The following is a 24,038-nucleotide window of genomic DNA, read 5'->3' as shown; positions in this document are numbered from 1 at the left end:
GCCTTCGCGAGCAAGCTCGCTCCCACACAAGAGCAAAGCAAAGCCCTGCCTACCACCCGCTCCTCACCACTCAACAGGATGAGCGTTAGCTCGGCTGCAGCTTTTGATTTTGATCTTAAGGCCCGTCGGCAGGCTGAGTGGAGGGATTGATCCGGGGGTAGGCGCGCAGCGCCGTTCGACGAAGTCGAACACATCGAAAGGAGGTGCAGCGAAGCAAACCGGAAGCGATGCCCCCGTATCGATCCCGGAGCGAAGGAACCCCGAGCCCCAGCGAGCGGGCCGAACGTCAGGGCACAGACCTTTGGTTCCTTTGGGGCGTTTGCCAAAGGGACTCGCTGTAAGAGCGAAACCGCCAGCAGCAGCGCCCCCAGAAACGGATATACACCCAAAACCCCAAGAACATGGTCGGCCCGAAGGCCGCCACGTCACAAAAGAATCAACCCTCCCGACGAACCCGGAACCAAGCCGCATACAACGCCGGCAAAAACAACAGCGTCAACGCGGTCGCAACAATCAACCCCCCCATGATCGCCACCGCCATCGGCCCAAAAAACACACTCCGCGACAACGGAATCATCGCCAGCACCGCCGCCAAAGCCGTCAACACAATCGGCCTGAAGCGTCGAACCGTAGCCTCGATAATCGCCTGCCAAGGCTTAAGCCCCGAAGCAATATCCTGCTCAATCTGATCCACCAGAATCACCGAATTACGCATGATCATCCCGGACAACGCGATGGTCCCCAACATCGCCACAAACCCGAACGGCTGGCGGAACACCATCAAGAACAACGTCACCCCGATCAACCCCAGTGGCGCCGTCAGAAACACCATCGCCGTGCGCGAAAAACTGCGCAACTGCACCATCAACAGCGTCAGCACCACCACAATGAACATCGGCACCCCGGCATTCACCGACTTCTGCCCACGCTCGGAATCCTCCACCGTGCCGCCGACATCCAGCAAATAGCCATCCGGCAACTCGGCACGAATCGAATCCAGCGTCGGCATGATCTGCTTCACCAGCGTCGCCGGCTGCTCCTTGCCATAAATATCGGCACGCACGGTCACGTTCGGCAGGCGATTGCGGTGCCAGATAATCCCCTCCTCAAATCCATATTCCAGCGTGGCAATCTGCGACAACGCCACACTGCGGCCGTTATCCGTCGGCACTGCCAGACTCGGCAGCAACGACAACTCGGTGCGCTCATGCACAGTGCCGCGCAGCAGAATCTCGATCAACTCATTGTCTTCGCGATACTGACTGACACTCGACCCGGTCAACGAACTCTGCAGGAATTTCGCCAGATTCGCCGTGCTTACACCCAACGCCCGGGCACGATCCTGATCGATATTCAGGTAAACAACCTTGCTCGGCTCTTCCCAATCCAGATGCACATTGACCACATGCGGGTTCTCGCGAACCTTGGCCGCCACTTTGCGCGCCAACGCACGGACTTCTTCGATGTGCTCACCGGTGACGCGGAACTGCACCGGATAGCCAACCGGCGGACCGTTCTCCAGCCGCGTAACCCGCGAACGCATGGCCGGAAACTGCTCGTTAAGCGTCTCGATCAACCAACTGCGCAGTGCTTCACGCTCTTCGATGGTTTTCGCCAACACCACAAACTGGGCGAAGCTCGCCGCCGGCAATTGCTGATCCAGCGGTAAATAGAAACGCGGTGATCCGGTGCCGACATACGCCACATAGTTATCAATGCCGGCGTGATCCTTGAGCATCGCCTCCAAGCGTTTCACCTCACCGGTGGTGTTAGCCAGCGACGCGCCTTCAGCCAGTTTCAGATCAACCATCAACTCGAGCCGATTGGAGGCCGGGAAAAACTGCTGCGGGACGAAGCGGAACAACATCACCGAGGCGATAAACAGCCCCACCGTCAGCACGATCACGGTCTTGCGGTGCGCCACGCACCACTCCACCAAGCGCCGAACGCGCTGATAAAACGGCGTGCCATACGGATCCGGTTGACCATCGCTAATGCCATGTTTGGCCGCATGAATTTTCGCCAGATCCGGCAGGAGTTTTTCCCCCAGATACGGCACGAACATCACCGCCGCCACCCACGAAGCAAGCAACGCGATGGTCACCACCTGGAAGATCGAGCGGGTGTATTCGCCGGTGCCGGACTGCGCGGTGGCAATCGGCAGAAACCCGGCAGCAGTGATCAATGTGCCGGTGAGCATCGGGAACGCGGTGCTGGTCCAGGCGTAACTCGCCGCGCGGATGCGGTCGAAGCCCTGCTCCATTTTGATCGCCATCATTTCCACGGCAATGATCGCGTCGTCCACCAGCAAGCCCAGCGCCAACACCAATGCACCAAGGGAGATCTTGTGCAGGCCGATGCCCAGGTAATACATGCAGGCGAAAGTCATCGCCAACACCAATGGAATGGTCAGCGCCACCACCATGCCGGTGCGCACGCCGAGGGAGAAAAAACTCACCAGCAAGACAATCGCCAACGCTTCGACCAACACCTGGACGAACTCGCCGACTCCGGTTTTCACCGCCGCCGGCTGGTCGGAAACCTTGCGCAATTGCATGCCGGCCGGGAGGTTTTTCTGGATGCGCGAGAACTCGCCTTCCAGCGCTTTACCGAGCACCAGAATGTCGCCGCCATCCTTCATCGCCACCGCGAGACCAATCGCATCTTCGCCCATGAAACGCATGCGCGGCGCCGGTGGATCGTTGAAACCGCGACGCACATCGGCGACATCGGAGATTCGGAACGTACGATCGCCGACGCGGATCGGAAAGTTCTTTATCTCATCGACTGTCTGAAAATTCCCCGATACCCGTAGCTGCAAACGCTCGCTACCGGTTTCAAAGAACCCGGCGGTCGACACCGCGTTCTGTTCTTGCAGCGCTTGTTGTACCGCCGACAGCGGCAGGCCGAGGGTCGCCAGTTTGACGTTGGATAGTTCGACCCAGATCTTCTCGTCCTGCAAACCGAGCAAGTCGACCTTGCCGACATCCTTGACCCGTTGCAGCTGAATCTGGATGCGGTCGGCGTAATCCTTGAGCACTGCGTAATCGAAACCGTCGCCGGTCAGCGCATAAATATTGCCGAACGTGGTGCCGAACTCATCGTTGAAAAACGGCCCCTGAATATCCGGCGGCAAGGTCTGGCGAATATCACTGACCTTCTTGCGCACCTGATACCAGAGGTCGGGGATTTCCTTGGAGTGCATCGAGTCGCGGGCAATGAACGTCACTTGCGATTCACCGGGGCGCGAGAACGACACGATGCGTTCGTACTCGCCGGTTTCCATGAGTTTCTTTTCAATGCGTTCGGTGACCTGGCGCGAGACTTCCTGCGCGGTCGCCCCCGGCCAACGGGTTTGAATCACCATGGCTTTGAAAGTGAACGGCGGGTCTTCACTCTGGCCCAGTTTGGTGTAGGACAGCGCACCGACGATGGCCAGCAAAAGCATCAGGAACAGTACGATCTGGCGATTACGCAGCGCCCATTCGGAAAGGTTGAAGCGCATCGGGACTTACTCCTTGTCCGCCAGATTGACCACACGGTTGGAGCGATCCACCGGACGCACCTGCTGCCCTTCAAGCAACACATGCACACCGGCAGCCACCACCCAGTCGCTGGCGTTCAAGCCCTCAAGCACCGGTACGCTTTTCTCGCCGAACGGGCCGATGCGCACCGGGGTTTTCTTCAAAGTGTTGTTGCCGTTGACGACCCAGACGTAGGTCGCACCGTTTTCGGCGGTGAGTGCCGAGAGCGGCACCGACAGGGAAACGCTGTCGGCCGACTGTACGAACACACGGGCGCTCTGACCCAGTTCGGCCGGGACTTTGCCGCCGGTGAAGGAAATACGCGCAGCAAAGGTGCGTGAGCGTGGATCGGCGGCGGGCGACAGTTCGCGGATCTGCCCGGCGAAGCGCTGGTTCTGCTGCGTCCACAATTCAACAGTCACCGGCTGACCGACCTTGAAGCGGCCGAAGCTCTGCTCCGGCAGGCTGATCAGCACTTCGCGCTCGCCATCGGTGGCGAGGGTAAACACGGTTTGCCCGGCGGCGACTACCTGCCCCACCTCGACCGAACGTTTGGCCACCACGCCATCCTGCGGCGCACGCAGCACCGCGTAACTGGCCTGATTGGTCGAAACGTTGAATTCAGCTTTGATTTGTTTAAGGCGGGCTTCACCGGAACGGTAAACGTTTTCGGCGTTGTCGTAGGCCGAGCGGCTGACCATCTGCCGATCCATCAGGGTCTTGTAGCGATCACGTTCGGCACGGACCAGACTGAGATTGGCTTCGGCGGCGGCAACCTGAGCGCGGGTGGCTTCCAGTTGCAGGCGAACGTCCTGTGGATCGAGTTCAGCGAGTGGTTGATCCGCCTTCACGCGCTGACCTTCATCGACCAGTCGTCGGCTGACTTTGCCGCCAATACGGAACGCCAGATCGGGTTCGTAACGAGCGCGCACCTCACCCGGATAACTTTCCATCGCCTGTGCCGAAGGCTCTGGCTGCACCACCATGGCTGGTCGCACGGTGACTTGCGTCGCCTCTTCCTGACCGCATGCTGACAAAAGGAACGCCAGACTCACTGGCAACGCGAGGGACAACGCATGGCGGAACATGGTGACGGACCTTTCGCTAATGGTGCTTGGAATAATTATACTGGCGGGTATGTTATTAATAGCAAACTCACCAGTCCAGTATTAAAAGCGAAGAATGTCGAACAATCTTTCAGCTCCAAACGGCCCGGGCCGCCCCAAGGATCTGGCCAAGCGCCAAGCGATCCTCGACGCGGCGAAAATTCTGTTTCTGAGTCATGGCTACGCCAACACCAGCATGGACGCGGTCGCCAGCGAGGCGGGCGTGTCGAAGCTGACGGTCTACAGCCACTTCAACGACAAGGAGACGCTGTTCTCCGCCGCCGTGGTGGCCAAATGCGAGGAGCAATTGCCGCCACTGTTCTTCGAATTGCCCGAAGGCATCGCGGTGGAAAATGTGTTGCTGAACATTGCGCGAGGCTTTCATCACCTGATCAACAGTGATGAGTCGGTGAACTTGCACCGATTGATCATGGCGCTGGGCAGTCAGGACCCGAAGCTGTCGCTGATCTTCTTCGAGGCCGGCCCGCAGCGCATGGTGCAGGGCATGGAGCGGCTGTTGACGCGCATTCACGAGACGGGTGCGCTGAGCATCGATCTGCCGCGCAATGCCGCTGAGCATTTCTTTTGCCTGATCAAGGGTGCGGGGAATTTTCGGCTGTTGTATGGCTGTGGGGAGCCGTTGAGCGAAGAGGCTTCAGAGAGCCATGTGCAAGAAGTGGTGGGGTTGTTTATGCGCGCCTATCGACCCTGATCTCTGCGGTGTCGGCACTGACGCCATCGCTGGCAAGCCAGCTCCCACAGGATTTGAGTGTGATCACAAATCGTGTACACACCACCAAACCCTGTGGGAGCTGGCTTGCCAGCGATGAGCGCGACTCGGTATTAAGCCTTGAGCGCTTTCTTCGGGTAGATGTCATAGCGGCTGGATTTTCCATCCAGCGCATGACTCGGCTTCGGCCCCTCAATGCACGGCGCCTTGCGCGGTCGCTTGACCACCACCCGGTGCGTGGCCAGGGCCAAAGCGGCCTGCAACAGCGCCGGCGCATCCGGATCATCGCCCACCAGCGGCCGGAACAGGCGCATTTCCTTCTTCACCAACGCAGTCTTCTCGCGATGCGGAAACATCGGGTCGAGATAAATCACCTGCGGCGGCTCACCTTCCCAGTTCTGCATGACCTCGATGGAATTGCCCTTGAGCAAGGTCATCCGCGCCACAATCGGCGCCACGTCGAAATCCTCCGCCGCCCGCGCCAGGCCATCTTCCAGCAACGCGCCAATCAGCGGCTGGCGCTCGATCAGGCTCATTTCGCAACCGAGACTGGCCAGCACGAACGCATCCTTGCCCAGCCCCGCCGTGGCATCCAGCACCCGTGGACGCACGCCCTGAGCGATGCCAACCGCCTTGGCGATCATCTGCCCGCTGCCGCCACCGTATAAACGCCGATGCGCCGCGCCACCCTCAACGAAGTCAACGCGTACCGGCCCCGGTGCGTCCGGGCCGAGCTGTTGCAACTGCAAACCCTGCTCGCCGACCTGCAAGGCAAACTCGCCGTCCGCCACTTCACGCGGCAAACCGAGACGTTCAGCCCACTGCTCGGCTTGCGCTTCAAACGTCGGCCCGAGGGCTTCGACATGGATGCGGCAGGCCGCGGGTTGCTCGATCATGGAAAACACGCTCAAAAATTCAAGGATCGGCAAAAACCGCCGATAATTCATTCAACGCGCATTTTGCCAGAGCTGAGCGTCAACCGAAAAAAATGTCAGGCATTCTTCCCACATCGATTGGCTACATCTCGCCCCATGGCGACTTTAGCCGTCACAACACTCAAGCACTGAGCGGCGTCAGTCACCTGTGGCAGGATTTCTTTGCCCAAGCGATGGCCGAACAGACGAGTGAAGTGGTGCCTGCCTGTGGCACATTTCCGCCGGTTGACCTGAGCAGCCCTGAAGAGCCGACCGTCGGCAGCGAGCTGCACGCGCACATCGTCAGCCAGCGCGAGTGCGATGTGGTGGACACCGAAGTGCGTCCGCCAGAGCCGCTGTTCCTGCCGATCGCCGAGTTCGAAATGGACTTGCTGGACAAGCCATTCCCACCGTTCCCGCCAGAAGAGCTCAAAGCTCAGCAAGAGCAACAGGATTTCGACAGCAGTTGGGTGCGTCCGGTGGTGATCAACAATGGTCAGCCGACACCAGAGCCAGGCCCGGCACCGCAGAAGAAGCCGCTGTACCTGCCGATTGCCGAATTCGATCTGGATCTGCTGCAAAAGCCTTACCCGCCGTTCCCGCCGGAAGAAATCGTCGAGCAACAGAAGGCGCTGGACTTCGATAACGGCTGGGCGCGCCCGATCGTTCTGCAGAACCTGCGCCTCGCCGCCTGACCCTCAGCGACACACGCTCCAGCGCCCGACATCGACATGAAAATGATTGCGGTGGGCGGCGTTGTAATCCGGACTCAACACCACACTGAACGCCTCGCAGGCGCCATCGCGCAGCTGACGCAGAAATTGTGCGTCCTGATTTTGCTTCGGCCAGTCCTTGAGTACGCTGATGTTGCGGCCATCAGTCAGACGAAACCCGGCAATGTCCAACGCATCGGCACTGGCGTGGCGACTGAGCGCGCCGCTTTCGCGGTTGTAGACATTGCGGCAGGCGAAGCTGCCGAGGTGATCGACTCGCGCGACTTTCTGACCGTAAACCGACTGTGCGGCGGGTTGCAGCGAATGGTGCTCGAACATCGCGTAGGCCACCGCCAGCGGACAACTGGCGAGGAAGCTGCTGCTCAGCGCCACCTCGCCGCCCTGTACGCGCAGGGCGCCGATCAGCGGACACTTGGCGTCAGGACTGTCGGATTGACGTGTGACGCGCAGATCGGAGCGGCTTAACGCCTGGGCACAGAGCTCAGGATCACTGCGCAAACGCATCAGCTTGTAGCCGGTCAGCCAGTTGGGCGCGGCTTTGACGTCCAGTGGCGCCCAAGGATTCCATTGCGACGGGACCTCAAGCCAACCGCGCCAGACACTGACCGCAGCGCCGCCAATCATCAGCAGCACCAGCCAGAAAATCCATCGCCCCATGCTCAGCCTTTGAAAAACTGATTGGCCTTGGCGTACGGCATCGACTGCGAGGTAAAGCCGAATGTGCCCGATTGCTGGATCTCTTCAGCGGCGCGGAAGAACTCGCCGAACGCTGCCAACGCCAATGCCGAACCAGTGCTGATGCGGCGCACGCCCATTTCCTGCAGTTCCTGCACGGTCAGTTTCAAACCGCCGGACATCAACACATTGACCGGTTTCGGTGCCACCGCGCGCACCACCGCCAGCACTTCTTCGGCACTGCGCAAACCCGGTGCGTACAGCACGTCGGCGCCCGCTTCGGCGAAGGCCTGCAGGCGGCGGATGGTGTCGTTGATATCGGGATTGCCGTGCAAGTAGTTTTCCGCCCGCGCGGTGAGGATGAAGGGGAATGGCAGCGTGCGCACCGCGGCGACCGCTGCTTCGATACGCGCCACGGCGTGTTCAAAGCAATAGATCGGCGCATCCGCGCGGCCTGTGGCGTCTTCAATCGAGCCACCCACCGCGCCCGCCTCGGCTGCGCGAAGCAGGCTTTTCGCAGCCTCGACCGGGTCATCGGAAAAACCGTTTTCCAGATCCACCGCTACCGGCAAATCGGTGGCGGCGACAATCGCGCGGACATTGGCCAGGGTCTCGTCGAGACTTAACGCACCATCGGCCTTGCCCTGGGAAAACGCATAACCGGCACTGGTGGTCGCCAAGGCCTGATAGCCGAGACTGGCGAGCATTTTTGCCGACCCAGCATCCCACGGATTGGGAATGACAAAAATCCCCGGACGTTCATGCAGGGCTTTGAAGGCGTGTGCTTTAAGGGCTTGGGCATCCATCGGCAGGCTCCAGGGCAGGAAGAAAATCCGCCTCAGAGCAGGCCAAGTTGCTCCGCGGCGGGTTCTCTGTATAGCTCAGGCAGCGCTGGCAGGCCAGGCAAACGTTGCATCAGTTGTGCGTGAAAACGTTGCGCCAGTTTCGCCGCAAGGAGATTGTCGGCGGTGTGCAGGAAGATGTACGGCGTGCGGCCTTCTTCGATCCACTCGGCGATTTTCGCCACCCACGGCAGCAGGAACGGGTCGTTGGCTTCCAGCTCCGGGTGGCCGATGAAACGCACCTGCGGGAATTGCGTGAACGCCGCCGGGCGCGTCGGCACTCGTGGCTTTTTCGATTGTGCGTGGATCACCGAGGATTCGGTCGACAGGCAACTGAACAGCGCGCGCGGATCAAGGCAAATGCGCTCGACGCCCCGGTCGAGCAGCAATCGATTGAGCAAGCGTTCGCTCTCGCCCTTGGCGAAGAACTGTTCGTGTCGTACTTCGACCGCCAACGGGCAATCCAGCGCATCAATGAACGCAGCCAGTTCCGGCAGCCGATGCGGTGTGAAGCTTTTCGACAGTTGCAGCCACATCGGCGAGACGCGCTCACCGAGAGGTTTGAGTAATTGCAGGAAGGTTTCGGCGGCGGTCAGTTGCTCGCGCAGGTCACCGCTGTGGCTGATGTCGCCGGGGAATTTGGCGGTGAAGCGAAAGTGTGCGGGCATCACCTCAGCCCATCGCTGCACCGTGGCAGGCGATGGACTTGCGTAGAAGGTGGTATTGCCCTCGACGGCGTTGAACACCTGGGAATAGAGACCGAGGAAATCGGAAGTTTTGGCGTCTACCGGGTATAGATACTCGCGCCAGGCGTTTTCGCTCCAGGACGGGCAACCGAGGTAGTAAGGCAGATCCATCAGATGTACAGATCGAGGCCCAGCACGTCCGCATCCCAATCGACAAAACCGGCGGTGCTCAGGTAGCTGGCCAAGGCCATGGCTACGCTCTTTTTCATCGCACGGTGGTAGATCATGTCTTGCTGACGGGCAGGCAGATTGCTCAGGCGTTGGGCCGAGGCTTTGGCAGCGCGGGCGGCCAGTTGCTCTTCAGTCGGGAATTCCAGCTCGCCGTCGATATCGTCGACGGATTCATCCAGCGCCACATTGCCATTGCGAGGCTTGCGCTTGATGGGGTAGGACTGAGAGGAAAGGCCGTCTATACGCATAATTTCATGCTCGGTATCGATGATGGCAATTTAGCGGCACTTGACCGACTTAGCAAACCGCCGAGTGATAACTAGAACACATAAAGCGCAAAAGGTTTAAAGCGAGGGGTTAGAAACTGACGATTGGCTTCAGAAGATCAAAAGATCGCAGCCTTCGGCAGCTCCTGCATTTGGAATGCGATCCTTGTAGGAGCTGCCGCAGGCTGCGATCTTTTTTAAAGGCTCAACGAGCCTTGGGGGTGGCGACTTTATCGCGCAGGTATACCGGTTGCGCGTCATCCGCCGGGATCGATTCGCCGCGCTCCCAGGCAAAACGCGCCAGCGTCAGCAGGTCTTCGGCGTGAGGCAGCATGCCAGCGTCGGAGCCGGTCAGTTCGACCGCGATCCGCTCGGCATAACCCCAACCGGTGCCAGCACCGAACCACTCGCCACTGGCATCGGCCGGCAGCGCCGCGACTTCCGGCGGCAACACCGCTTCGGCACCGACCAGACGCATCTCCCCCGCCGTCTCGCGGTAGCAGCCCCAATACACTTCATCCATCCGCGCATCGATGGCCGCCGCGACCTGGCTCACGCCATGTTCGCGCAGCGCACGTTGCGCCAGCACGGCCAGGTTGGACACTGGCAATACCGGACGATCCAGCGCAAACGCCAAACCTTGCACCACACCAATGGCGATCCGCACGCCAGTGAACGCGCCAGGCCCGCGACCGAAAGCAATCGCATCGACCGCCTGCAACGTGGTGCCGGCGTCGGCCAGCAGTTGCTGGATCATCGGCAGCAGCTTCTGCGCGTGCAGACGCGGGATCACCTCGTAATGGCTCGTGACCTTGCCGTCATGCAGCAAGGCAACGGAGCAAGCTTCAGTCGCGGTGTCCAGGGCCAGCAAGGTGCTCATCGATGTTTCCAAAACAAGGGTGGGAAAAAGTGCGTCAGTATAAACAACTACGGCCCGCAAGCGGGCCGTGGATGATGCTGCGGTTCAGACTTTTCAGCTCAGCGCGGCCAGCACCTTGGCGGTGATCGCATCGACCGAACCAACGCCCGGGATGTGGCTGTACTTCGGCTTGCCAGCGTTTTTCGCGGACAGGTTCTGATAGAACTCCACCAAAGGCTTGGTCTGCGAGTGGTAGACCGACAGGCGATGACGCACGGTTTCTTCGGTGTCGTCCTTGCGCTGTACCAGCTCTTCGCCGGTGATGTCGTCTTTGCCCGCGATTTTCGGCGGGTTGTAGACGATGTGGTAAACGCGGCCGCTGGCTTCGTGAACACGACGGCCGGCGATGCGTTGAACGATTTCTTCGTCTTCAACAGCGATTTCAACCACTGCGTCCAGCTCAACGCCGGCAGTGACCAGGGCTTCAGCCTGTGGAATGGTGCGCGGGAAGCCGTCGAACAGGAAACCGTTGGCGCAGTCTGGCTGAGCGATACGGTCCTGAACCAGTGCGATGATCAGGTCATCCGACACCAGGCCGCCGGCATCCATGATGCTCTTGGCTTGAACGCCCAGTGGAGTACCGGCCTTGACCGCTGCGCGCAGCATGTCGCCGGTGGAAATTTGTGGAATGCCGAATTTTTCGGTGATGAACTTAGCCTGAGTACCTTTACCGGCCCCGGGAGCTCCCAGCAGAATGACGCGCATTAGATGTGCTCCTCAATTTTTTTATAAAAAGCTTTTACAAAACAAAGGATTCGCCGCTTGGGACGAATCCTGAAAATACGGGTCGTGGCCGCACAAACGGCCAAAGGCTGATCAAGATACACAGCAGGCTGCGCCCACACAAGACGCCAAAAGTCGGAGAAACCGACGCCCCCCGCGACCTTGCGACGCGGTAACCCAAGTCGCAACCCCATCCTTAACTGTCGCCTGACGGCACTTTCCGCCGTCAGGCAAAGCGGCATCCGGTGCGTGTTCCGGGGGCCGCGTGCCCAGACAAAAACATTAGCCGGTATTTCGCAAACCGGCGGCAATCCCCGCCACAGACACCAGCAACGCCTGTTCCACCGGGCTGCCCTGCTCGACATCCTGCTGTCGCGAGCGGGCCAGCAACTCGGCCTGCAATAGATGTAGCGGGTCGAGGTAGGTGTTGCGCAGACGGATGAATTCAAGGGTGTCCGGGCTATGTGCCAGCAGCTGCGACTGGCCAGTCAGGCCGAGCACCACTGCGCACGCCTGCGACAATAGGTCGCGTAACTGCGCGCCCAACGGCAGCAAGTCCGGCTCGACCAGACGCTGATCGTAGGACAGCGCGATATCCGCGTCAGCCTTGGCCAGGACCATTTCCAGCATGTCGATACGGGTGCGGAAGAACGGCCACTGTTCGCGCATCTGCCCGAGCAACTCGCCTTCGCCACGCTCCAGCGCTTTGCTCAGCGCCGATTCCCAGCCGAGCCATGCCGGCAGCATCAGCCGCGTTTGCGTCCAGCCAAAGATCCACGGAATCGCCCGCAGACTTTCGATACCGCCGGCGCGACGTTTGGCCGGGCGACTGCCCAGTGGCAAACGCCCCAACTCCTGCTCCGGCGTGGACTGGCGGAAGTACTCGACGAATTGCGGATTTTCCCGCACGACCTGGCGATAAGCACTGACACCGTCAGCCGCCAATTCGTCCATCAGATGACGCCATTCCGGTGTCGGTGGCGGCGGTGGCAACAGCGTTGCTTCAAGCACCGCCGCCAGATACAGATTGAGGTTTTGCTCGGCAATGTCTGGCAGGCCGAATTTGAATCGAATCATTTCGCCCTGCTCGGTGGTGCGGAAACGCCCGGCCACCGAACCCGGTGGCTGCGACAGAATCGCCGCGTGCGCCGGGCCACCGCCACGGCCCACGGTGCCGCCGCGGCCATGGAACAACAGCAATTCAACTTGCTGCTCGCGGCAGATTTCCACCAGGCGCTCCTGCGCGCGATATTGCGCCCAGGCCGCCGCCGTTGTGCCAGCGTCCTTGGCCGAGTCGGAGTAGCCGATCATCACTTCCTGCGGGCCTTGCAGCCGTGCGCGGTAGCCCGGCAACAGTAACAGCCGCTCCATCACCGGCCCGGCGTTGTCGAGGTCGGCGAGGGTTTCGAACAGCGGCACCACGCGCATCGGCCGCAGCACGCCGGACTCTTTGAGCAGCAGTTGCACGGCGAGCACATCGGAAGCGGCGCCAGCCATGGAGATCACGTAGGAGCCGAGCGAAGCGCCCGGTGCGGCGGCGATTTCCTTGCAGGTGTTGAGCACTTCGGCGGTGTCGGCCGAAGGCTTGAAATGCGCCGGCAGCAGTGGCCGACGGTTGCTCAATTCGCGGGTCAGGAAGGCGATGCGCTGCTCTTCGTCCCAATCCTCATAGCGGCCGAGGCCAAGGTAATCGGTGATTTCAGTCATCGCCGAGCTGTGGCGCGACGAGTCCTGACGCACATCCAGACGCACGAGGAACAGGCCGAACGTCACCGCACGACGCAAGCAATCGAGCAGTGGGCCATCGGCGATCACGCCCATACCGCATTCATGCAGCGAGTTGAAACACAGCTCCAGCGGATCGAGCAGATCACGGTTGTTGTGCAACACATCGGCAGGCGCAGGCGTTGGTGCAGTCAGCGCCGCGTGTGCCCAGTTACGAGTGGCACGCAGGCGTTCGCGCAATTGTTTGAGCACCGCACGGTACGGTTCGGCACTGTCGCCAGCCTTGGCTTTGAGGGCCTCGCTGGCCTGTTGCATCGACAGTTCTGCGGCGAGGTGATCGACATCGCGCAGGTACAAATCGGCCGCCATCCAGCGCGCCAGCAACAATACTTCGCGGGTCACGGCAGCAGTGACGTTGGGGTTGCCGTCACGGTCGCCGCCCATCCACGAAGCGAAGCGAATCGGCGCCGCTTCCAAGGGCAGACGCAGGCCCGTCGCTTCATGCAAGGCCTTGTCGGCCTTGCGCATATGGTTGGGGATCGCTTGCCACAGCGAATGCTCGATCACCGCGAAACCCCATTTGGCTTCGTCGACCGGCGTCGGTCGCGTGCGGCGGATTTCTTCGGTGTGCCAGGCTTCGGCGATCAACCGTTGCAGGGTGTTTTGAATCTGTTCGCGTTCGGCGCTGGTCAGGTCGCGATGATCTTGCGCCGCGAGTTGCCCGGCGATCGCGTCGTACTTCTGGATCAGCGTGCGCCGCGCCACTTCGGTCGGGTGCGCAGTCAACACCAGTTCGATTTCCAGCCTCGCCAATTGCCGGGCCAGCGACTCGGCGCTGTGGCCTTCATTGCGCAAACGCGCGAGCAATTCCGGCAGCACACGGGATTCGAACGGCGCCGGCTGCGATTCTTCGCGGCGATGGATCAACTGATACTGCTCGGCGATGTTCGCCAGGTTGAGAAACTGGTTGAACGCCCGCGCCACCGGGAGCAATTCGTCTTCGCTCAATTGATTGAGGCTGGCGCTCAGTTCGGCGTCCATCGAGCCTCGCCGGTCAGCCTTGGCGCCTTTGCGAATCTGCTCGATCTTGTCGAGGAAGGCCTCGCCGTACTGGTCTCGAATGGTGTTGCCCAGCAGCTCTCCGAGCAGGTGAACGTCTTCGCGCAAGCGTGCATCAATATCGGTCATCAGCAATTCCCCAGCAGTAATCCGGACGGCTTAGAAACGAGTGCATGACCTAGAGAGTGCCGCTCTACGACGCTTCTTACAAGCAGCCGACGAAGGGACGTTAAACCTTGCGGGCGAAAGCTAGTCTCAACAGTAAGCCGCACAAAGGCTTGCCGCCGGCGCTGCCGGACACTCACCCAGGCCTGCCATGAGCAGGCGCGAAATGAGGTCATCATGAAAATTCGTGAACTCGCCCAGCATTGGGAAGAAAACGCCAAGGGTCGCCTGACCGACACCGGCTACACGATTCATCTGGACGTTGAAGCCGCTGCACGGTTGGCGGCGATTACCGAGATGTACCCCAAACGGCATGCCGAAGAACTGCTCGGAGAACTGATTGGCGCAGCGCTTGAAGAGTTTGAAGCGAGCCTGCCGTATGTGAAAGGTTCGACGGTAGTGGCGACGGATGAGGAAGGTGATCCGTTGTATGAGGATGTCGGGCCTACGCCGCGGTTTCTGGCGCTGTCGCGGAGGCATTTGCAGGACCTCTCGGCGGCTGCCGGCAAGCAAAAACACTGATCCGACATTGCGTTAAACCTGTGGGAGCTGGCTTGCCAGCGATGGCGTCAGTTCAGTCACCGATGTGTTGAATCTGACGGCCCCATCGCTGGCAAGCCAGCTCCCACAGGGAATGTATTTTTCCTCCAGAACTACGTCGTTTGTTCCCCGCGCGTACCGCTTCATCCCGCCAAAGTTCCCGCTTTAGAGCCTTGTCCATTCGGTCAAAGTTTTTTTTGGCGATAGGCCATCTTTTCTGAACTTTTGAAAAACGCCTCCGGTCGGAACCTGTAACCACGCCTGGAACGAGCGTTTCAAAAACGCGCTTTCACACGTCGCTTGCGGCTCCTCGACCAGGATGGATTCAGATGTATTCAGGAGATGCCTAATGGAGTTGAAGACCATGAAAAACCAAACCTCGTTTACCCACCTGCGCGGTCTGAAACTGGCTGCTCTGGCGATCGGTACCAGTTTCGTGCTGGCCGGTTGCGCTGGTAATCCACCGACCGAGCAATACGCGGTGACCCAATCGGCGGTGAACAGCGCCGTCAGCGCTGGCGGTACCGAGTTCGCTGCCGTTGAGATGAAGCAAGCGCAGGACAAACTGAAACAAGCCGAAATCGCCATGCACGACAAGAAGTATGACGAAGCTCGCACCCTGTCTGAGCAAGCCGAGTGGGACGCTCGCGTCGCCGAACGCAAGGCTCAGGCCGCAAAAGCCGAACAGGCTGTGAAGGATTCCCAGAAAGGTGTTCAGGAACTGCGTCAGGAAAGTCAGCGCACCGTGCAGTAAGCGCGCATCCCGACGGCAAAGCTGAATCTCTTATCGATAGAAAGGACGAAAATTATGCGTAAGCAACTGATGATCCCCGCTCTCCTCGCCGCAAGCGTTGCTCTGGCTGCCTGCTCCACTCCACCTAATCCGAATCTGGAAAACGCGCGCACCAACTACGCCGGCCTGCAAGCCAACCCGCAGGCGAGCAAAGTCGCGGCGCTGGAAACCAAAGACGCCAGCGATTACCTGGACAAGGCCGACAAGGCTTATCTGGACAAACAAGACGCCGCCAAGGTTGACCAACTGGCCTACCTGACCAACCAGCGCGTGGAAGTGGCCAAGCAAACCATCGCCCTTCGCACCGCTGAAAACAATCTCAAGAACGCTGCTGCCCAACGTGCCCAGGCACGTCTGGATGCGCGTGATCAGCAAATCAAGCAGTTGCAGGACAGCCTGAACGCCAAGCAAACCGATCGCGGTACGCTGGTGACCTTCGGTGACGTGCTGTTCGCCACTGACCGTGCCGACCTGAAATCCAGCGGTCTGGTGAACATCAACAAACTGGCGCAATTCCTCCAGGAAAACCCGGATCGCAAAGTGATCGTCGAGGGCTACACCGACAGCACCGGTACTGCCAGCCACAACCAGTCGCTGTCCGAGCGTCGCGCCAACTCCGTGCGCACCGCACTGGTGAAAATGGGCGTTGATCCAGCGCGTATCGTCACCCAAGGCTACGGCAAGGAATACCCGGTTGCCGAGAACGGTAGCGTCTCGGGTCGTGCGATGAACCGTCGTGTGGAAGTGACCATTTCCAACGACAACCAGCCAGTGATGCCACGTTCGGCGGTCAGCTCGAACTAAGCAGCACGCAGTAACGCAAAAGCCCCGCCTGAGTGATCAGGCGGGGCTTTTTTGTGCGGGCTGAAATGGTGGCCCCTCACCCCAGCCCTCTCCCGAGGGAGAGGGAGCCGATTTATGGTGCTTTCAGAATTTGTGTTCGACACGATGGATCAGGCTGGGTTTTTTTTGTGCGGGCTGACATCGCGGCCCCTCACCCCAGCCCTCTCCCGAGGGAGAGGGAGCCGATTCGGGGTGCTTTCAGAATTTGTGTTCGACACGATGGATCAGGCGGGGCTTTTTCGTGCGGGCTGAAACCGCAGCCCCTCACCCCAGCCCTCTCCCGAGGGAGAGGGAGCCGATTTGTGGTGCTTTCAGAACTTGTGTTCGACACGATGGATCAGGTCGGCGTATAGCGAAAGAACACCTCGGTCAGTCCCCTCTCCCACTGGGCGGTCCGACGTTTCGGGAGGGTTAGGGTGAGGGCTGAACCTGCAGAATCACTCTTGCAGCTTCTGCGGGGTCTCTTCACCCATGCAACGCACCGCTTTTTTCTGCGCGTTGATCAGCACACCGGTCAAGCCTTTCTGCTCGGTATCAAACAACACCAGCACGCCATCGATGCACTGCGCCACTTGCGGGGCCGGGTCCAGCGAGACCTTGTAGTCCTCACCCGGCACCGTCTTGAGCATGGTGAATTCGTTGAGCAACAACGCATCCTCGGGTTTGGCAAAGTGCAGGTAACCGTAGTACCACAGCGCCCCGACGGTGCCGAGGATGCTGCAGATACCGGTGATGATCAGCGGGATGGCGTTACGTTCTTCAGTCATTGCGGACTCTCGTCTTCAGAATTCGGGGGTTGCGGGTAATTGGGGATTTCACCGAGGCGGCGCAGGCCGTTGAAGTGCTCGGGATCGTCGAGGTAGCGCAGCATGACCTGGCGCCAGACCGGATCGCCGAACGTCTGCACATGGCCGCCTCGGGTCAGTTGCAGCACGCGCGGTGGCGGCGCGGCTTGATACAGACGGATGCCGTTGGACAGCGGGACCAGCGGATCGTCGATGCTGTGGAAAATCAGTTTCGGCACGCCGTTGAGCTGCGGCATCGAGTTGATTGCGCTGTCGCTGTCCGGCACCAGCCACGACAGTGGCACCTGGAACGGCCAGGTCAGCCACGAGGTGCTCAACGCATACTGGCCGACGCTGCGGTAACTGGCGGGCACGCCGTCGAGCACCAAGGCCTTGAGCTGCTTCTGCCGCTCGGGATGCTGTACCAACCAATGCACGGCCATCGAACCGCCAAGGCTTTGACCGAGCAGGATCAGCGGCTTGCCTTTGACCTCGGGTGCCTTGTCGAGCCACGCAAACGCCGCGTCGATGTCCTGATAGATCGCCGGCAGACTCGGTTTGCCCTCGGACAAGCCATAACCGCGATAGTCGACCAGCAGCACTTGATAGCCGTTTTTCGGCAACCACCAACTGCCACCGAGATGCATCGGCAGATTGCCGCCATTGCCGTGCAAGTGCAGGACCGTGCCTTTGACCTCAACGCCGGGTTTAGCCGGTAGCCACCAGGCATTGAGCTTCAAGCCATCGGCGGTGACCAGCGTGACGGTGTGGTATTCGAGTTTGGCTTTCTCTGGAGTGAAGATCTGGCCCGGCTCGGGGTAGAACAACAACGAACTGCAACCGCCGAGGGTCAGGAGCAGGCAGAAGATGCCGAGGATTCTCATCCGGTGAAACCTCGCAAAAGATTCGGGTTGAGATCGTTCCCACGCTCCGCGTGGAAATGCATCCCGTGACGCTCTGCGTCACAGTGGACGCGGAGCGTCCATGGCGGCATTCCCACGCAGAGCGTGGGAACGATCGGTCTGGGTTAAAGGATATTGGAGTAATCCGCTTCGATCCGGTCCAGGCTCAAGTGATTCAAGAAGTTGGAGAAGCACATCCACGCCGACAATGCGTTCAAATCGCGGAACTGGTCCGGCAGGTACTTCGGCGGCACCACCAATCCTTCATCCACCAACTGGCGCAAGGTACGCATGTCTTCCAGCGTGGTCTTGCCGCAAAACAACAGCGGAATCTGCTCAAGCTTGCCTTTACGCACGGCCAACTGAATGTAGTTGTAAACCATGATAAAGCCCTTGAGGTAGGACAAGTCTTTGGTGAATGGCAAACCGGTCGGCGTCGATCCACGGAAAACGCGACTGGCGTTGCCGTAACTTTCCGCCATTTCAAAGCCCTGCTCGCGGAAGAATTCGAAGATATGCAGGAAGTCCGCGCCCTCCTCGACCATGTGAATGGCGCGGGTGCGGTTGGTCAGTTTGCGCAGGCGACTCGGGTAGGAGGCGAAGGTGATGATTTCCATCAGAATCGCCAGGCCTTCCTGAGTCACCGTCGACGACGGTGGACCTTTGGACAGGAAGGTGCAGATCGGCTGGTTCAGCCCGTTCAGCGTGGTGCCGACGTGTACCAGGCCTTCGTGGACTTCCAGCGCACGCACGTCGCGATCGTTGAACATCGCGTCGGTGCGGATCTTGATGTAGTCAGCGCCCGCCGCCGCGTCGGCAACGATGCCGTCGGACTCGAACACGCGGATGGTTTCCTCGGCCTCGCCGAACACCTTGTTCAAACGGGTCTGCAGCAAGTGCACCGCATCTTTGGCAGTGAGGATTTTCGGCTCATCCTTCAAATCGCCACGGCCATCGATGTTGTTCAGGTAGTCGGACATCATCAGGCCGAGGTCGGCCAGGGTCGGGTCACCGGCGTGGAACGCATCGGACGCAGCACCATACAGTTCTTGCGAGATCAGGCCGAAATCCTCGGTGCCGCGCGCCTCGAGCATGCGCACCACCATGCGATATTCCTTGCACATGCGCCGCATGATCTGCCCTACCGGGTTGAACTGGCCGAGCTGGCGGGTGATGTCGCGCTCAATGTTCTGGAATTCCAGTTTGACCTTGCTCGAATCGAAACTCAGCGGCCGATTGAGGTAATAGTCGCGATCCACCGCCGGCATTTCCTTGCCTTTGGCCTTGAGAAAGCCCTTGCGGATGCTCTCGTCCCACTTGACCGCGTCGAGCACACGGATCGGCGTCTGCGCCAGCACAATGCGATCGGACAACATGCGTATCGTCTGCTGGTAATCGTCCACCCGAAACTCCTGTAGAAAACCTGACGTAATGAATTATTTGGCGCGGGCCTGGCGCTGGTAGCGCACGGCTTCAACGAAGACATCGGAATTGGCCGGATCGTCGAGATAAGCAAAGACCTTGTCGAGGTTGCTGTCGACCTGCACACCGTCACCATCGTCGGTCTGGAAGGCCTGACCGTCGAGGGCTTTCTGTTTGATCGCTTGATTGATCTGCTCGAGATCGAGGTTGTAGACCACCAGTTCGCGTTTATCGGTGAGTTCGAATCCGGCGATGGTGAAGTGGCCGCCGAAGCGCGCCGGCACTTTTGCCGACAAATACCAGCGGCTGCCGTGGCGCGACACGGTGAACGGATAGGCTTCGCGTTCGTGGGGTTTGGCCTTGAAGTACGTGACCGCCTGATAGCGGTCGTTGCCCAGGCGCGTCAGCTCAAGGTTCATCGGCTCGCCCCAGGCGTTGGTGCTCGACCATTTGCCGAGCAAGCCCTTGGGCGCCGGGTCACTGGCGGTCAGCGGCTCCTTGAAGGTCACCAGACAGCCACTGAGCAGCAGGAACGACAAGGCGATCAACGCGCCACGCCAGGCTTTCATTCAATACTCCCTATGAACACACGGCCCTGAACATCGCCACATTACCCTGTGGGAGCGAGCCTGCTCGCGAAAGCGGTGTGTCAGGCAACAGAGATGTTGAATGTCAGACCGCATTCGCGAGCAGGCTCGCTCCCACAGGGTGAAGCAACAACCGATTACACCGACGCGAGCACCAGATGCATGTAGCGCGTCAGAATGCCGAGCATGTCCTCTTCGGCCAAAGGCTCGGCGTCGTTGAGCAGGCCCTGATATTCCATCCGTCCGATAATCGCCGTCAACACCTTGGCATCCTGTTGCGGTTCGCGCGAGCCCAATACCTGGAACAACTGGCAGGTGCCCTGCAACAGAATCTGCTGGTGCGAGCGCACCAGAATCGCCAGACGCGGATTGAGCAACGCTTCCTGACGAAACGCCTGCTCGGCCATCAAATGCTCGCGACGGTTAACCAATTGCCGATGCACGTAGTCAGCCATCAACCGCGCGATGTCATCAGCCAGTTGCGAGCGCGACTCCGGGCTGCCGTCGCCACTGACGACCATCTCGCGCAGCAAACCTTCATTGTTGACCCACAATTTGGCCATGTACGCCGCGCTGCGTTCAACGTATTGAGCGAAGGTATCGGTGAGCAGGTCATCGATGTCCTTGAAGTAATACGTGGTCGCCGACAGCGGCACACCGGCCTCGGCGGCCACCGCGCGGTGGCGCACGGCACGTACGCCGTCGCGCACGACAATGCGCATCGCCGCGTCGAGAATGTCCTGTCGACGCTGCTCACTGCCCTGTCGGCTGGCCTTGCGGCCCTGGTACTGAACACTTTCAGCGACCGCAGTGGCGATACCCGCTGCACCCTCTTGAGCTATTGCACCCATCACGACAGAACTTCCTCTGCTATTGCAAAATTAACCAATTGATACATTTGTACCAGACAGGCAATAAAAAGCCGCCTGTTTTAGGCGGCTTTTCAACTGAAACGTTTACGCTTGCGGTCGCATGTGCGGGAACAGGATCACATCGCGGATCGACGGCGAGTTGGTCAGCAACATCACCAGACGATCGATGCCGATGCCTTCACCGGCCGTTGGCGGCATGCCGTACTCCAGTGCGCGAACGAAGTCGGCGTCGTAGTGCATGGCTTCATCGTCGCCAGCGTCCTTGTCGGCCACCTGCGCCATGAAGCGTTCGGCCTGGTCTTCCGCGTCGTTCAACTCGGAGTAGGCGTTGGCGATTTCACGGCCACCGATGAACAGCTCGAAGCGGTCGGTGACGTTCGGGTTGTCGTCGTTGCGACGTGCCAGCGGCGACACTTCGAACGGGTACTGAGTGATGAAGTGCGGCTGTTCCAGCTTGTGCTCGACCAGCTCTTCGAAAATCATCACCTGCAGCTTGCCCAGACCTTCGAAGCCCAGCACCTTGGCGCCGGCCTTCTTGGCGATGGCGCGGGCCTTGTCGATGTCGTTCAGATCATCGGCGGTCAGCTCAGGGTTGTACTTGAGGATCGAGTCGAACACCGACAGGCGCACGAACGGCTCGCCGAAGTGGAACACCTTGTCGCCGTACGGCACGTCGGTGCTGCCCAGTACCAGCTGCGCCAGCTCACGGAACAGTTCTTCGGTCAGGTCCATGTTGTCTTCGTAGTCGGCGTAAGCCTGGTAGAACTCCAACATGGTGAATTCCGGGTTGTGACGAGTCGAAACGCCTTCGTTACGGAAGTTGCGGTTGATCTCGAAAACCTTTTCAAAGCCACCGACCACCAGACGCTTGAGGTACAGCTCAGGCGCGATACGCAGGAACATTTCCATGTCCAGCGCGTTGTGGTGGGTTTCGAACGGCTTGGCTGCAGCGCCACCCGGAATGGTCTGCAGCATCGGCGTTTCGACTTCGAGGAAGTCGCGCTTCATCAGGAAGCTACGGATGTGCGCGATCACTTGCGAACGTACGCGGAAGGTCTGACGCACTTCTTCGTTGACGATCAGGTCAACGTAACGCTGACGGTAGCGCTGTTCGGTGTCGGTCAGGCCGTGGTGCTTGTCCGGCAGCGGACGCAGCGATTTGGTCAGCAGACGCACGCTGGTCATTTCAACGTACAGGTCGCCTTTGCCGGAACGCGCCAGGGTGCCCTCGGCGGCAATGATGTCGCCCATGTCCCAGGTTTTCACAGAGGCCAGGGTTTCTTCCGGCAGGGTCTTGCGGTTGACGTAGACCTGGATGCGACCGGTCATGTCCTGAATCACCATGAACGAGCCACGGTTGAGCATGATGCGACCGGCAACCTTGACCGGGATTGCAGCCTCTGCCAGCTCTTCCTTGGTCTTGTCCGCGTATTGTTTCTGCAGTGCATCGCAGTAGTTTTCGCGGCGGAAGTCGTTCGGGAAGGCGTTGCCCTTGGCGCGCTCGGCAGCCAGCTTTTCCTTGCGCAGGGCGATCAGGGAGTTTTCTTCCTGTTGCAGGGCTTGCGGGTCGAGTTGTTGGTCGCTCATGTCTTTAGATATTCCATCAGGTTCGTTGCCCCCGGACCTTGCGGCCCGGGGATCGCCAGCAGGGCTGGCTCCTACAGGGATCGGGTTGAATCAGCCGATGCTGTATTGCGTCTTTTACAGGCCCGATTTCAGGCTGGCATACAGGTATTCGTCGATATCACCGTCGAGTACCTTGTCGCAGTCGCTGCGCTCGATGTTGGTGCGCAGATCCTTGATCCGCGACGCATCGAGCACGTACGAGCGGATCTGGTGACCCCAGCCGATATCGGACTTGGTGTCTTCCAGCGCTTGCGACGCGGCGTTGCGCTTCTGCATTTCCTGCTCGTACAACTTGGCCCGCAGCATTTTCATGGCGGTGTCCTTGTTGGCGTGCTGGGAACGTTCGTTCTGGCAGCTGACCACGGTGTTGGTCGGTACGTGAGTGATACGTACGGCCGAGTCGGTGGTGTTTACGTGCTGACCACCGGCACCGGAGGAACGATAGGTGTCGATCCGCAGGTCTGCCGGGTTGATTTCGATTTCGACCTTGTCGTCGATCTCTGGCGAGACGAAAACCGCGGAGAACGAAGTGTGGCGACGGTTGCCGGAGTCGAACGGGCTCTTGCGCACCAGACGGTGCACGCCAATCTCGGTACGCAGCCAGCCAAAGGCGTATTCGCCCTTGATGTGCACGGTCGCGCCTTTGATACCGGCGACTTCACCGGCCGACAATTCCATGATGGTCGCGTCGAAACCGCGTTTATCCGCCCAGCGCAGGTACATGCGCAGCAGGATGTTGGCCCAGTCCTGTGCTTCGGTGCCGCCGGAACCGGCCTGGATGTCCAGGTAGGCGTTGTTCGGGTCCATTTCATGGCTGAACATGCGACGGAATTCCAGCTTGGCCAGATTTTCCTCGAGACGGGCCAGCTCGGCGACGACATCGCCCACTGCGCCTTCGTCGTTTTCTTCGACGGCCATGTCCAGCAGGTCGCGGCAATCGGCCAGACCGCCGTTCAGTTCGTCGAGGGTATCGACGATCTGTGCCAGCGCGGCGCGCTCGCGGCCCAGTTCCTGGGCGTATTCAGGTTTGTTCCAGACGCTCGGATCTTCAAGCTCGCGATTGACTTCAGTCAGACGCTCATGCTTTTGATCGTAGTCAAAGATACCCCCGAATAGTTTCGGAGCGCTCGGACAGGTCCTTGATGGTGTTCAGGATCGGGTTGATTTCCATGACGGGCAGCACTCGTTGGCGAACTTTTGAAAGCCGGCGAGTATAACGTAATCAGGCTGTGACGGCAGCCCGTCTGGCGGGTGTGGGGATCATTAAAGCCTTTGCCCTCACCCTAACCCTCTCCCAGAGGTAGAGGGGACCGATTGGGGGATATTCGGGAGGTACGCCGACTTGAATTGGCTTTGCCGAATCCATGAT

Annotated in this window: 22 protein-coding genes; 5 read left to right on the top strand and 17 right to left on the bottom strand. The window is 59.8% G+C overall.

Annotation, left to right across the window (positions count from 1 at the left end; translation table 11 throughout):
* Positions 1–436: 436 nt before the first annotated feature.
* Positions 437–3,505 carry an efflux RND transporter permease subunit gene (locus RMV17_RS05525; protein ID WP_311885972.1) on the bottom strand — a complete coding sequence of 1,023 codons (3,069 nt, stop codon included), beginning with the start codon at positions 3,503–3,505 and terminating at the stop codon, positions 437–439.
* A gap of 6 nt (positions 3,506–3,511) precedes the next feature.
* Entirely contained in the window at positions 3,512–4,612 is a 1,101-nt protein-coding gene (locus RMV17_RS05520; protein ID WP_311885971.1) for an efflux RND transporter periplasmic adaptor subunit, read from the bottom strand.
* A gap of 94 nt (positions 4,613–4,706) precedes the next feature.
* Between RMV17_RS05520 and RMV17_RS05515 the strand changes: the two genes are divergently transcribed.
* Positions 4,707–5,342, top strand: coding sequence for a TetR/AcrR family transcriptional regulator (locus tag RMV17_RS05515; protein WP_034154870.1), 636 nt, complete (start codon positions 4,707–4,709; stop codon positions 5,340–5,342).
* A 131-nt stretch (positions 5,343–5,473) separates the two neighbouring features.
* Here the strand turns inward: RMV17_RS05515 and RMV17_RS05510 are convergent, their stop codons facing one another.
* Positions 5,474–6,256, bottom strand: coding sequence for a class I SAM-dependent methyltransferase (locus RMV17_RS05510; protein ID WP_409373114.1), 783 nt, complete (start codon positions 6,254–6,256; stop codon positions 5,474–5,476).
* Positions 6,257–6,348: 92 nt separating this feature from the next.
* Between RMV17_RS05510 and RMV17_RS05505 the strand changes: the two genes are divergently transcribed.
* Entirely contained in the window at positions 6,349–6,969 is a 621-nt protein-coding gene (locus tag RMV17_RS05505; protein WP_034154869.1) for a hypothetical protein, read from the top strand.
* Between the two features lie 3 nt (positions 6,970–6,972).
* On the opposite strand, the gene RMV17_RS05500 is transcribed toward RMV17_RS05505, so the two are convergent.
* The 7 genes from RMV17_RS05500 to ppc form a co-directional block, all read right to left on the bottom strand.
* Positions 6,973–7,665 (bottom strand): extensin family protein, encoded by a 693-nt coding sequence (locus RMV17_RS05500; RefSeq protein WP_311885970.1) that lies wholly within the window; start codon positions 7,663–7,665, stop codon positions 6,973–6,975.
* Positions 7,666–7,667: 2 nt separating this feature from the next.
* Positions 7,668–8,489: an isocitrate lyase/phosphoenolpyruvate mutase family protein gene (locus tag RMV17_RS05495; RefSeq protein WP_311885969.1), complete on the bottom strand. Its 822-nt coding sequence runs from the start codon at positions 8,487–8,489 to the stop codon at positions 7,668–7,670.
* Between the two features lie 32 nt (positions 8,490–8,521).
* Positions 8,522–9,382 carry a DUF72 domain-containing protein gene (locus RMV17_RS05490; RefSeq protein WP_034154866.1) on the bottom strand — a complete coding sequence of 287 codons (861 nt, stop codon included), beginning with the start codon at positions 9,380–9,382 and terminating at the stop codon, positions 8,522–8,524.
* Positions 9,382–9,690 carry a hypothetical protein gene (locus RMV17_RS05485; RefSeq protein ID WP_311885968.1) on the bottom strand — a complete coding sequence of 103 codons (309 nt, stop codon included), beginning with the start codon at positions 9,688–9,690 and terminating at the stop codon, positions 9,382–9,384. The genes RMV17_RS05490 and RMV17_RS05485 overlap by 1 nt, the downstream gene beginning before the upstream one ends.
* A 223-nt stretch (positions 9,691–9,913) precedes the next feature.
* The gene (gene tsaB, locus RMV17_RS05480) at positions 9,914–10,588 is read right to left on the bottom strand and encodes a tRNA (adenosine(37)-N6)-threonylcarbamoyltransferase complex dimerization subunit type 1 TsaB (RefSeq protein ID WP_311885967.1); all 675 of its coding nucleotides are present in this window, start codon (positions 10,586–10,588) and stop codon (positions 9,914–9,916) included.
* A gap of 93 nt (positions 10,589–10,681) precedes the next feature.
* Positions 10,682–11,332, bottom strand: a complete 651-nt coding sequence (adk, locus tag RMV17_RS05475) for an adenylate kinase (protein ID WP_034154864.1) — start codon at positions 11,330–11,332, stop codon at positions 10,682–10,684.
* Positions 11,333–11,632: 300 nt separating this feature from the next.
* Entirely contained in the window at positions 11,633–14,263 is a 2,631-nt protein-coding gene (ppc, locus tag RMV17_RS05470; RefSeq protein WP_311885966.1) for a phosphoenolpyruvate carboxylase, read from the bottom strand.
* 213 nt (positions 14,264–14,476) lie between these two features.
* Here ppc and RMV17_RS05465 point away from each other — a divergent pair, with 213 nt between their 5' ends.
* From RMV17_RS05465 to RMV17_RS05455, 3 genes are all read left to right on the top strand, one after another.
* A complete protein-coding gene (locus tag RMV17_RS05465; RefSeq protein WP_311885965.1) occupies positions 14,477–14,821 on the top strand; it encodes a pilin assembly protein in 345 nt (114 codons plus the stop codon).
* A 367-nt stretch (positions 14,822–15,188) separates the two neighbouring features.
* A complete protein-coding gene (locus tag RMV17_RS05460) occupies positions 15,189–15,593 on the top strand; it encodes a DUF4398 domain-containing protein (RefSeq protein ID WP_034154861.1) in 405 nt (134 codons plus the stop codon).
* A 54-nt stretch (positions 15,594–15,647) separates the two neighbouring features.
* Positions 15,648–16,436: an OmpA family protein gene (locus RMV17_RS05455; RefSeq protein ID WP_034154860.1), complete on the top strand. Its 789-nt coding sequence runs from the start codon at positions 15,648–15,650 to the stop codon at positions 16,434–16,436.
* 476 nt (positions 16,437–16,912) lie between these two features.
* On the opposite strand, the gene RMV17_RS05450 is transcribed toward RMV17_RS05455, so the two are convergent.
* From RMV17_RS05450 to prfB, 7 genes are all read right to left on the bottom strand, one after another.
* Positions 16,913–17,242 (bottom strand): hypothetical protein, encoded by a 330-nt coding sequence (locus RMV17_RS05450; protein ID WP_194933264.1) that lies wholly within the window; start codon positions 17,240–17,242, stop codon positions 16,913–16,915.
* On the bottom strand, positions 17,239–18,144 hold the full coding sequence (locus RMV17_RS05445; protein ID WP_034154858.1) for an alpha/beta hydrolase: 906 nt from the start codon (positions 18,142–18,144) through the stop codon (positions 17,239–17,241). Before RMV17_RS05445 ends, RMV17_RS05450 begins: the two co-directional genes overlap by 4 nt.
* Positions 18,145–18,287: 143 nt before the next feature.
* Positions 18,288–19,538, bottom strand: coding sequence for a flavohemoglobin expression-modulating QEGLA motif protein (locus RMV17_RS05440; RefSeq protein ID WP_311887018.1), 1,251 nt, complete (start codon positions 19,536–19,538; stop codon positions 18,288–18,290).
* Between the two features lie 60 nt (positions 19,539–19,598).
* The gene (locus tag RMV17_RS05435) at positions 19,599–20,153 is read right to left on the bottom strand and encodes a hypothetical protein (protein WP_311885964.1); all 555 of its coding nucleotides are present in this window, start codon (positions 20,151–20,153) and stop codon (positions 19,599–19,601) included.
* A gap of 155 nt (positions 20,154–20,308) precedes the next feature.
* On the bottom strand, positions 20,309–21,022 hold the full coding sequence (locus RMV17_RS05430; protein WP_034154855.1) for a TetR/AcrR family transcriptional regulator: 714 nt from the start codon (positions 21,020–21,022) through the stop codon (positions 20,309–20,311).
* Between the two features lie 105 nt (positions 21,023–21,127).
* Positions 21,128–22,630: a lysine--tRNA ligase gene (gene lysS / locus RMV17_RS05425; protein WP_034154854.1), complete on the bottom strand. Its 1,503-nt coding sequence runs from the start codon at positions 22,628–22,630 to the stop codon at positions 21,128–21,130.
* Positions 22,631–22,744: 114 nt separating this feature from the next.
* Positions 22,745–23,840 (bottom strand): peptide chain release factor 2 gene (gene prfB, locus RMV17_RS05420; RefSeq protein ID WP_102900567.1). Its coding sequence is split into 2 segments (ribosomal slippage): positions 22,745–23,767 and positions 23,769–23,840, totalling 1,095 coding nucleotides; the frame shifts between segments, so codons are not numbered across the junction.
* Positions 23,841–24,038 lie beyond the last annotated feature (198 nt).

This window comes from Pseudomonas sp. VD-NE ins (assembly GCF_031882575.1).
Classification (GTDB): domain Bacteria; phylum Pseudomonadota; class Gammaproteobacteria; order Pseudomonadales; family Pseudomonadaceae; genus Aquipseudomonas; species Aquipseudomonas fluorescens_BZ.
The sequence above is the reverse complement of the archived record's forward strand: the minus strand, read 5'-3'. Positions and strand labels throughout refer to the sequence as shown.